Here is a 10,645-nt window from a genome sequence, read left to right on the forward strand (position 1 = left end):
CAACTGTCAACTGTCAACTGTCAACTGTCAACTGTCAACTGTCAACTGACTTACCACTTTCCTGACATCGCGCCTTTGAGCCTCAATTCTTCTCGACTGACTAGAGCTTCGTAGTAATCGGGTTTGATTTCTAGGGCGACTCCGTAGGAGCTAATGGCGTCTTGAGTTCGCTGCAATTTTTGTAAAATGTCGCCGCGCTGCGCCCAAGCTTCCCAGTTGTCGGGCTTGAGTTGAATCACTTGGTCAAAAGCGACGAGTGCTTCGGAATATCGCTGCATTTTACCTAGCAGCAAACCTCGGTTTACCCAGCCTTGATAGTTGTCAGCCCAGATAGTAATGGCTCGATCGTAGGATGATAGTGCTGGTTCGTACTGCTCTAAGTTTGACAGGGCGTTGCCGCGTTTCAACCATGCTTCAAAGTTGTCTGGGACGATTTTGATAACGCGGTTGTAAGCTGCGACGGCTTCTTCGTAACGCTGCAATTTTTCTAGGGCGGCTCCTTGCTGCAACCCTACTTTTGAGGTTGTTTCTGCTTCGGAACTCAGAGAAATTACTTTGTCAAAACAGGCGATGGCTTCTTCGTATTGCTGCAATTTTTCGAGAGCTTCGCCTCGCAAATTCCAAGCTTCTAGAAAATTACCTTCAATTTGTAGGGCATTGCTGTAAGCGATAATCGCGTCTTTGTAGCGTTCCAATTTTGCTAGGGCTATGCCTCTACCCAGCCAAGCTTCGGGGAAATTGGGATTGATTTGAATGGCTCGATCGAATGCCCAGATCGCGCCTTCATAATCTCTTGATTCTGAGAGTGTTTGACCGCGCCCGATCCAGGCTTCTGGATAAAATGAATTAATTTCAATTGCCCGATCGAAACAAGCAATTGCGCCGTCGCGCCAGTGGTGGCTCAGGGCTATTCCTTTATAAAACCAGGCTTCGCAGTCGTTGGGTTGCAGTTGCAGGACACGATCGTAAGCTGTGACTGCTTCGCCGTATTTGTGCAATTTGGCTGAAGCAATGCCCCGATTGAACCAAGCCAGTGTGTTTTGTGGTTGCAGTTGAATGGCGCGATCGTAAGAAGTGACAGCTTCTGCGTAGCGTTCTGCCTTCATCAGGGCCAAACCTCTGTTCAGCCAAGCTTCCCAGTTGGTGGGGACGAGTTTGAGGGCGCGCTCGTAGGCTGCCACAGCCTCAGCGTAGCGCTCTGCTTGCAACAACACGCTGCCTTGCCGGTACCACATCGCGGGTAAATTTGGATGTATTTGGGTGGCTCTTTTGTAGCAGCTTGCTGCGGCCTCCCATTCTTGTAATTCTTCTAAAACTCTGCCCCGCTGATACCAAGCTTCGTGTTTTTCTGGGTTGATTTGAATTGCTCGATCGAATGCCGCGATCGCGTCTGAGTGATTCTGCAAGCTTAAGAGTGCCGTCCCGCGCAGCATCCAAGCCCAATATTCTTCTGGATCGATCGCGAGCGAGCGATCGCAGCAGGCGACTGTTTCTGCCCAAGAGTGCAGTTGCTTGTATGCTTTGCCCAGATTCAGCCACGCGCGGGCCCACTCTGGCTTAATTTGCACGGCTTTTGAGTAGCAAATAACTGCTGCTTCGTACCTTCCCGATGCGTAGTGTCTGTTGCCCCGATCGTAATCTGGAAGTGCTGCCAAAATTCTTAAAATCGGCGGCAGGAGAGCTGGTTGGGGGTTTGAGGAGTTTTCTGTGGCCGAAGTTGAGAGGTCTGGCATACGCCTTGCTATATAAAAGATTTAATGGGATAAGAAGCTGGCGGTCTTATATATTAACTTACGGTTTTGTTAACTCGCTGTTGTTTTAAAACCAACTTATCATATCAGGTCGATCGCTATTCAGTATTGTTACCTGAAAAAATAATACTTTTGTATAAAATTATGCAACGATCTCAACATCCGTATACCGCCGTACAATACAGTTAGGAAAAAATCAATATGTGCTGAGCCAGTTTTAACACCGAATTTAATATGCAAATTACGCACGCGCTTTTAGATTTCACGGACTGTTTGACAGATTGTGCTCAGGGGTCGATCGGCTCTCGCCCCAATTATTGGTATGAAGGGCTTTGTCCTCAAAGCGGCGAGTTGCTGAGACTCCCGCGCACTCGAATGTCTGAAGAGATCGCCCGGGGTTTGATGGAGTATCTGGCGGCTGAGGATTCCTACGCTGTTGAGGGCAAGATGTACGGCATTTTGCTGGTATCCATGCCTTGGGGGGAACAGCGGATACTCAAAGCTTTTTCGGGGCTGCTCAACGGTTGCAGCGTTGTTGACGGGTGGGTGCCACCGATTCCAGGGCGAGATCGAGTTGCTTTGAACGAAGCGGGCACGTTAACTCGATTGGAGGCGATGAAACAGGAACTTATTGCACTGAATCAACTCCCGCAGCGACAAGAGTATCAAACTTTATTGGGCGAGTTTGAATTGCAATTGCAAGTTTTGAGCGAACGGCACCGCAATTGCAAGCAGCAGCGAGACGAACAACGCCAGTTGCTGTGTCAAACTCTCTCACCAGAAAAACTAGAAATTAGCCTCGAAGAACTGAATCAAGCCAGCCGTTTAGAGAAAATTGAACGCAAGCAATTGAAACAGCAGCGGGATCAAACATTGGGGCCGCTAAAACAATTAATTGAAGCTGCTGACGGGCGAATGCGGGTGCTAAAACAGCAGCGAAAAGAACTTTCCCGCGAACTTCAGGCGCAAATGCACGAGGCTTATACCCTGATGAATTTTGGCGGGGAATCGCGATCGCTCTCCTCATTGATGCCACCTAATTCAATTCCCACGGGTACCGGCGACTGCTGCGCGCCAAAATTGCTGCACTGCGCTGCGGTACACAATCTCAAGCCGCTAGCAATGGCTGAGTTTTGGTGGGGGCCGCCATCGGGTGACAAAGTTCCGGGAGAATTTTACGGCGCTTGCAGCGATCGGTGTCAACCGTTGATGGGTTTTTTGCTGTCAGGATTGGCTCAAAATCACAGTGTTTCAGAACCTCTGGCGGGGGTAGAGGCTCCCTTGTGGGGCGGGCATGGAGGCCACCCGACAATTGATCGTCGATCGCGTGGAACGGGCATCGAACCCGCTGCCGATTGCGAGCAAATGCTACCGATTGTTTATGAAGATAAATGGTTGATTGCGATCGACAAACCCTCGGGGTTGCTGTCAGTTCCCGGTCGTTATTTAGAAAATCAAGATAGCGTTTTGAGTCGCTTGCGGAACTTGCTACCAGACGGGTTAGAACTGACTGCGGTGCATCGGTTAGATATGGAAACATCTGGGATTTTGCTGCTGGCGCGGGACAAAGAAACTGCCAGTCAAATCAGGCAGCAATTTGAGAAACGGCTGATTCACAAAGTTTATGAAGCAGTGCTTTCAGGGACTGTCAACCTAGAGTGTGGGACGATCGAACTGCCGCTAAAAGAAGACTCGGAAAATTCCTTGCTCCAGCAAGTTAATTGGGAGTGCGGAAAACCCAGTGTTACTGGCTTTAAAGTAATGGCGAAACAGGGAAAGTACGATCGCGTGGAGTTTTTGCCGCTGACTGGACGCACCCACCAGTTGAGGGTTCATGCGGCCGATGTTCGAGGCTTGGGAATGCCGATTTTGGGCGATCGACTGTACGGATGTCGGGCCTGTACAAGCCGGCTGCACTTGCACGCGCGGGAACTGTCCTTCGAGCACCCGCAACGGCGAGAATGGCTGCACTTGCAGGTGGCGACGCCTTTTTGAGCTTGGGGCGATCGCGAGTGCGATCGATATTTGTAGAATTACAAGCATAGGAATCTCAACTCGCCTCTGTTGAGGAAACATTAAAATGGTACAGACTCCGACTAAAACCCTTACCCTAGAACAGTTTCTCAAGCTGCCGGAGACCGAACCCGCCAGCGAGTACATCAATGGACGCATCATCCAAAAACCAATGCCACAAGGAGAACACAGTGCAGTTCAGACTGAATTGGCACCTGCCATCAACTCGGTTGTAAGATCCCAGAAGATTGCACGAGCTTTCTGTGAACTCCGCTGCACTTTTGGTGGGCGATCGATCGTACCCGATATTTCTGTATTCTTGTGGAACAGGATTCCTCGCAAGGAAAATGGTGAAGTCGCGAATGTTTTTGCAATCGCCCCTGATTGGACGATCGAAATTCTTTCGCCCGACCAAAGCCAAACAAAGGTAATTAAAAATATTCTACATTGCTTGGCTCACGGAACGCAGATGGGCTGGCTGATTGACCCATCCGAGCAATGTGTATTTGTTTATTTGCGCGATCGACCAACAGCATTTTATGATGAACCGGGTTTACTGTTACCAGTGCCAGAATTTGCCAGAGAATTCAATCTGACAGTTCAAGGTTTATTTAGCTGGCTGCTGGAGTAACTAAAAGTTTGGCAGTAGTTCACCAAGATATTTAGCGATCTAGCTTTGGTTGAGATTTGGCTCATATTTATTGATGTTAAAGCCCTCGTCTGCCGCTGGCCGTTGATAGTACGCAGTGATACACGCAGGCTATATCTGTAGGGTGTACCACTGCGTACCTTAGCAATAGATATGCCCATGGAGATTTGTTAGCAAGTCCTGTTTAAGTTATCTTGAAAAGCGATCGAACTCCGATTGCTCAAATCATTCAGTAAAGGACAGATCGAGATTATGACGGCTCAAACAACATCTTCACTCCTCCTGAGTCCCTTCAAATTGGGAGATTTATCCTTAAAAAACCGTGTAGTGATGGCACCGATGACGCGGGCGAGAGCTGGTGAAACGCGGATGCCCAATGCTTTGATGGCCGAGTATTACGCTCAGCGGGCCAGTGCTGGTTTGATCCTCACAGAAGCTACGGTGATTTCTGCTCAAGCTAACGGTTGGCTGAATACTCCCGGTATTTATTCAGACGAGCAAGGGGAAGCTTGGAAACAAGTTGTAAATGCAGTTCATGGCTGCGAAACACCGATTTTCATACAGCTTTGGCACTGCGGGCGAGCTTCCCACAGCAGTTTTCAGGAAAACAATCAATTGCCAGTTGCACCGTCGGCTATCAAGATTAATGGAGAAGGAATTCATAGCCCTGCCGGCAAACAAGCCTATGAAACTCCCCGCGCTTTAGAAACAGATGAAATACCGCTGGTTGTAGCAGATTATCGCCTGGCGGCAGAACGGGCAAAAAACAGTGGTTTTGATGGTGTAGAAATTCACGGGGCTAACGGCTATTTAATTGATACGTTCCTGCAATCCAAAACTAATCACCGCACCGATGTCTATGGTGGTGCAGTCGAAAATCGCTACCGTTTTCTTCAGGAAATTGTGGAGGCAGTTTTGACAGTATTCCCGGCGGATCGAGTGGGAGTTCGGCTTTCTCCCAACGGTGTTTATAATGATATGGGTTCTCCCGATTATCGGGAAGATTTTCTGTATTTTGCGGGACAGTTAAATAGCTACAATCTAGCTTACCTTCACCTGGTTGACGGTCTGGCTTTTGGCTTTCACCAATTGGGAACGCCGATGGTGATAGGAGAGTTTCGGGATGTGTTTTCCGGGCCGCTGATTGGCAACTGCGGGTACAGTCAAGAACAGGCGCAAACGGCTTTGAGCAGCAAAGTTGCGGATTTAATTGCTTTTGGTCGGGATTTTATCAGCAATCCGGATTTGGTAGAGCGTTTTGCTGGCGGTTGGCCGCTGAATCCGCCGGCCCAAGTGGGTGTCTGGTATTCTTTTGGGCCTGAAGGTTATATTGATTTCCCTACTTATCAGGAATCGGCGGCTATTTCTTGATGAGGTTCGCAGTGAAGAGTTTGAATGGGACTGGGATGCGGCAGGATCGAATTTTTTGAAGCTGGAAAAATCTGCTCCCTTGTCGATCGCCAGTTTAGACAGTTGAGATCCAGAACATTTGGGCCTATCCTATTAACCTGAGGACATCTCAAAACATCCGAGCTGCTAGCTGGGATGTTTTGAGCCTCACAAAAATAATCAATCGCGATCGAAGTATTTTTAATAAAATGGCAGAAAATCACAAGTCAACAGTTATCATCACCGGCGCATCCTCCGGCGTCGGCTTGTACGGCGCCAAAGCCCTTGCAGACAAAGGATGGCACGTAGTCATGGCCTGTCGCGACGTGCGCAAAGCGGGAGACGCAGCCCAAGAGTTGGGCATTCCTCAAGGCAGTTTTTCGATTATGCAGGTTGACTTAGGCGATTTGGAAAGCGTGCGCCGCTTTGCGAGGGAATTCAAGGCCAGCGGCAGGTCTTTAGACGCTTTGGTGTGCAACGCGGCTATCTATTTGCCTTTGATTAAGGAACCGCTGCGCAGCCCGGAGGGTTACGAGTTGACGATGACTACGAATCACCTCGGTCATTTTCTGCTGTGCAATCTGATGATGGATATTATGAAACCTTCGTATTATCAAGATGCCAGAATCGTGATTTTGGGAACGGTGACTCACAATCCAGACGAGTTGGGCGGGAAGATTCCGCCGCGCCCGGATTTGGGCAAGTTTGAGGGCTTTGAAGCGGGTTTTAAAGACCCGGTGTCGATGGCTGATGGCAAGAAGTTTGAACCGGTCAAGGCTTACAAAGATAGCAAAGTTTGCAACGTGCTGACGATGCGGGAACTGCACCGCCGCTTTCACGAATCGACGGGGATTAGTTTCACTTCGCTGTACCCGGGATGTGTTGCGGATACGCCGCTGTTCCGCAATCACTATCCTTTATTTCAGAAGCTGTTCCCGCTGTTTCAGAAGAATATCACGGGCGGTTACGTGTCGCAGGAGTTGGCGGGCGAAAGGCTGGCGATGGTGGTTGCAGATCCAGAATACAAGCAATCTGGGGCTTATTGGAGTTGGGGAAACCGCCAGAAAAAAGATGGTAAGTCTTTTGTCCAGAAGGTTTCTCCGCAGGCGCGCGATGATGAGAAAGGGGAGCGGATGTGGGAGTTGAGCGCTAAGTTGGTGGGTTTGGCTGAGGGATCTCAAATGGGTGCGGGTGCTGGTGTGGGCCGTTCTGCATAATTCAGGGCTGATGCACCAAAATCAACCTTGAACCAAAAACCCGGTTTCTACGAGTTTTGGGTTTGGTAAGGAGGAATCTGGGAAGAAACCGGGTTGTTGAGAGGAGTGGGCGCACTTGAACCAAAAACCCGGTTTCTACGAGTTTGGGTTTTTATTTTGTCGATCGACTTACAGGATATTTGTTCGGATCGGAACCCGGTTGATGCGTAAGTGTTGGGGTTGAACAGCCGTCGATCGAGCTTTGGTTGTTAGCGGTTGCGAAACTGTTGGCGGCGACGGCTGTTGCCTTTTTTGCGGTTAAGATTGATTTCAAGTTGAGGGCGCTTAATTCCTGAAAATATTTTTACCAAATTATGCGAGATAATTATATCCTATGGCTTGTCAATCGCAAAAACTATTTTTAATCGCCGGAATATTTGGGTTAGTTTGGTTGGGAAAACCAGCTAAAACATCTGCGAGCAACGTTGACATTTTGACTTCAAATGTTGAGGATTTGGCAGCAGCTAGAAGTGGAGCCGATCGACCTTGGCGAGCCACTGACACCAATCTTGACACCGGCCAAGAGTTGAGAAAGGCCGATCCAGAAACTCAGTTAGCCGATCGAATTCCAGACTTGCAGCCGGAAGTTGCAAATTCAGACGGCGGTGCCTTCAGCACCAAAACTGAAGAAACCGAGCTTTCTGAGTCGGAGCGAAAGCTAGAAACAAGTATGAATGCCGATCGAGACTCGCAACAAATCTCAAATCCGGCGACATCGGAATTAGTTCCCAGCGATCTCGCTGTACCCGCAAGGAATCCGAGCGCACAGCCACCGTTGAATTACGATCGCGCGATCGGTCAACTGCCGAACCCAATTCAACCCAGAGAGCCAGAATTACCTGCACCAACACTGCCGGAATCTCCGCAGCCGTCTCCCCTCCAACCAACTCCCCTAACACCAGTTCCCGGCGACAGCAGACCGGAGATTCCGGGTACAATTCGGGTTTCGCGCTTTGAATTTGAGGGGAACACGGCTTTTAGCGATCGCGAACTGGCAGAAGTTACGCAACAATTTGCGGGGCGCGACATCACCTTTGCGGAACTGATCGCAGCAGAAGCAGCCGTCACTCAAAAATACGTAGCAGCGGGATACATCAATTCCGGGGCTGTAATTCCAGCGAACCAAACCTTTCCCAGATCGGGAGGTGTGGTAAAAATTCGGATTGTCGAAGGCGGATTAGATGAAATTGCGATCGCTGGAAACAGGCGCTTGAATGCCAATTACGTGCGATCGCGCTTGCAGCGGGCCACCAGACGGCCGCTCAACCGCGATCGGCTGCTAGAAGCCTTGCAAAGGCTGCAACTCGACCCTTTGATTGCCAATGTTTCCGCGGAATTGCAAGCGGGAAGCCGCCCGGAAAACAGCCGTTTGGAAGTGCGGATCAAAGAAGCAGACAGCCTCAGTGGCGAAGTTTTCTTAGACAACAATCGATCGCCAAGCGTCGGCAGTTTTCGGCGCGGAGTGCGGATAAATCAAGCAAATTTGATTGGTTTGGGCGACGGATTAGAGCTATCCTACGCTAACACCGACGGCAGCAACGAATTCAACGGCAGCTACACAGTCCCCGTCAACGCGCGCAACGGCACGATTCGGTTTGCGGCAAGCGCTGCGAGCACTAACGTGATCGAGGAACCCTTCAATGCTGCCGAAATCGAGGGGAAATCGCGGACTTACGAGTTAACTTACCGACAGCCGATCGTGGAACAGCTCGATCGCACTTTAGCTGTAGGAGTGACTGTTTCGCGGCAAGAAAGCGATACATTCCTGTTGGGAGAAAGATTTGCGCTGTCAGCGGGAGCTTCCGAGCGCGGCGAAACGCGGGTTTCGGCGGTGCGGTTTTTTCAAGAATACGTGCAGCGGAATACTCGACAAGTGATCGCAGCGCGATCGCAGTTTTCCATCGGTACCGATTTTTTAGGCGCGACTGTGAATAACAGCAGCCCAGACAGCCGCTTTTTAGCGTGGCGCGGACAAGCGCAGTACGTGCGGCTGCTCGGGCCAGAAACCTTGCTGATAGTGCGTTCCGACATTCAATTTGCCGATCGCCCGCTGCTTTCTCTCGAACAAATCGGCATTGGCGGCGTGCAAAGCGTGCGCGGATACCGGCAAGATTTGCTGTTAACTGATAGCGGTGCGATCGCTAGCGCGGAGGTACGAATTCCGGTGTGGCGGGCGCCGCAAGTCAAAGGATTGTTGCAAGTTGCTCCGTTTGTCGATTTTGGGGTAGGCTGGAACCATTCCGGAGACAAACCGAGTGCTGATTCTGACAAACTGCTGGGTGCGGGTTTAGGGCTAATTTGGCAGATGGGCGATCGGTTGAACGTGCGCTTAGATTATGGTATTCCTTTGATCAATGCCGGAGGGGGCGATCGAACTTTCCAAGAAAAAGGCATCTACTTTCGGATTAATTACTTTCCTTTCTAACCATAAAATAGGATCGAGCGTGAGGACTTCAGTCCGCATTTGGAGAAAACTCGCATTCCGAACGATCGAACCATGCCTCAAATATCACCTAGTTAATACAAGAGAGTTAGTCTTATGGTTCAGACAAAAACCAAATTAACATTTGCAGACTTTCTGCAAAACTATCCAGATGGATCGGGTATCTACGAACTTGTAAATGGGGAGATTGTCAAAGTGGAAGCAACCAGAGCTCATAAAAATGTGGCAAGATTTCTAGTATTTGGCTTTAACGATGAAATCAGGCGCTTGGGACTTGACTATATTGTTGACAAAGATATAGTCTTCAGAACCGTAAAAGCTTCAGGACAAGAGCAAGGCAGAAATCCTGATGTTGGCGTGGTTAAAGCCTCAGTATGGAACAGCAATGCACTCGGTTACGGAGCGCTTACCGAACCGATCCAATTAGCAGTAGAAGTTACCTCAACCAACTGGGAAGACGACTATGTTGACAAGCTAGATGAGTATCAACGGCTCGGCATTTGCGAGTATTGGATTGTGGACTATTTGGCGATCGCTTCTCGGGCTTATCTCGGCAATCCCAAAGTTCCCACAATTTTCGTTTACTCCTTAGAAAATGACCGCTATGTAGTTCAAAGTTTTACAGAAAAAGAAAGGATTATCTCTAAAACTTTTCCCGAACTAGAAATCACTGTAGAGCAAATTTTACTCAGCAGCCAAGTTTAAAATCTTTCTTATCGATCGGGCAAGTCTGCTACACTGCTGATGAGGGATTGTATCTGCTGCGGCTCGGGGGTTCAGAGGCTAGCGTTGGCACCGATTGGGAGCTAAATTTGAGCAACGTTCGATGTTCGGGCGATCGCGCGGATGACACCAACAAACATCTACGCCAGCAACGTTCGATGTTCGGGCGATCGCGCGGACGACACCAACAAACATCTACTGTTATACCAAATATTTTAACTTGAGGCGATCGTCATGACTAATTACCAATTGCCAATCAGCCATCAAATTTACTTTTTCCTGATTAATTTTTACTTGTTACTTCTGGCTTCCCCAGCCCGCGCCCAAATCGTCCCCGACGGCAGCTTAGGCGCCGAAAGTTCGCGGATTGTTCCAGATACAATCAACAATTTACCCTCAGATAGAATCAGCGGCGGCGCCA

General features: G+C 49.4%; 9 protein-coding genes. 8 read left to right on the forward strand and 1 reads right to left on the reverse strand.

Annotated features, from left to right (window positions below; genetic code table 11):
• Window positions 1-50: 50 nt before the first annotated feature.
• Complete coding sequence (locus QT974_RS23460) at window positions 51-1,733, reverse strand: tetratricopeptide repeat protein (protein ID WP_333470825.1); 1,683 nt, start codon at window positions 1,731-1,733, stop codon at window positions 51-53.
• Between the two features lie 252 nt (window positions 1,734-1,985).
• On the opposite strand from QT974_RS23460, the gene QT974_RS23465 reads away from it, so the two are divergent.
• The 8 genes from QT974_RS23465 to QT974_RS23500 form a co-directional block, all read left to right on the forward strand.
• On the forward strand, window positions 1,986-3,746 hold the full coding sequence (locus QT974_RS23465) for an RluA family pseudouridine synthase (RefSeq protein ID WP_333470826.1): 1,761 nt from the start codon (window positions 1,986-1,988) through the stop codon (window positions 3,744-3,746).
• An 85-nt stretch (window positions 3,747-3,831) separates the two neighbouring features.
• Window positions 3,832-4,395: a Uma2 family endonuclease gene (locus tag QT974_RS23470; protein WP_333470827.1), complete on the forward strand. Its 564-nt coding sequence runs from the start codon at window positions 3,832-3,834 to the stop codon at window positions 4,393-4,395.
• 270 nt (window positions 4,396-4,665) lie between these two features.
• Window positions 4,666-5,784, forward strand: coding sequence for an alkene reductase (locus QT974_RS23475; protein WP_333470828.1), 1,119 nt, complete (start codon window positions 4,666-4,668; stop codon window positions 5,782-5,784).
• A 227-nt stretch (window positions 5,785-6,011) separates the two neighbouring features.
• Window positions 6,012-7,019 carry a protochlorophyllide reductase gene (locus QT974_RS23480; protein ID WP_333470829.1) on the forward strand — a complete coding sequence of 336 codons (1,008 nt, stop codon included), beginning with the start codon at window positions 6,012-6,014 and terminating at the stop codon, window positions 7,017-7,019.
• 373 nt (window positions 7,020-7,392) lie between these two features.
• On the forward strand, window positions 7,393-9,483 hold the full coding sequence (locus QT974_RS23485; RefSeq protein ID WP_333470830.1) for a ShlB/FhaC/HecB family hemolysin secretion/activation protein: 2,091 nt from the start codon (window positions 7,393-7,395) through the stop codon (window positions 9,481-9,483).
• Window positions 9,484-9,597: 114 nt separating this feature from the next.
• Window positions 9,598-10,206 (forward strand): Uma2 family endonuclease, encoded by a 609-nt coding sequence (locus tag QT974_RS23490; RefSeq protein WP_333470831.1) that lies wholly within the window; start codon window positions 9,598-9,600, stop codon window positions 10,204-10,206.
• A 107-nt stretch (window positions 10,207-10,313) separates the two neighbouring features.
• Complete coding sequence (locus tag QT974_RS23495; protein WP_333470832.1) at window positions 10,314-10,448, forward strand: hypothetical protein; 135 nt, start codon at window positions 10,314-10,316, stop codon at window positions 10,446-10,448.
• Window positions 10,449-10,458: 10 nt separating this feature from the next.
• On the forward strand, window positions 10,459-10,645 hold a 187-nt coding region (locus QT974_RS23500), incomplete at its 3' end, for a hypothetical protein (protein ID WP_333470833.1).

The organism is Microcoleus sp. BM001215392, from assembly GCF_036700185.1.
GTDB lineage: Bacteria > Cyanobacteriota > Cyanobacteriia > Cyanobacteriales > Microcoleaceae > Microcoleus.

What these genes read in the sequence shown, in the direction of transcription:
- QT974_RS23470 (WP_333470827.1), top strand. Translation starts at nt 3,832, where the DNA reads ATGGTACAGACTCCGACTAAAACCCTTACCCTAGAACAGTTTCTCAAG.
- QT974_RS23460 (WP_333470825.1), bottom strand. Translation starts at nt 1,733, where the DNA reads ATGCCAGACCTCTCAACTTCGGCCACAGAAAACTCCTCAAACCCCCAA.
- QT974_RS23480 (WP_333470829.1), top strand. Translation starts at nt 6,012, where the DNA reads ATGGCAGAAAATCACAAGTCAACAGTTATCATCACCGGCGCATCCTCC.
- QT974_RS23475 (WP_333470828.1), top strand. Translation starts at nt 4,666, where the DNA reads ATGACGGCTCAAACAACATCTTCACTCCTCCTGAGTCCCTTCAAATTG.
- QT974_RS23490 (WP_333470831.1), top strand. Translation starts at nt 9,598, where the DNA reads ATGGTTCAGACAAAAACCAAATTAACATTTGCAGACTTTCTGCAAAAC.
- QT974_RS23465 (WP_333470826.1), top strand. Translation starts at nt 1,986, where the DNA reads ATGCAAATTACGCACGCGCTTTTAGATTTCACGGACTGTTTGACAGAT.
- QT974_RS23485 (WP_333470830.1), top strand. Translation starts at nt 7,393, where the DNA reads ATGGCTTGTCAATCGCAAAAACTATTTTTAATCGCCGGAATATTTGGG.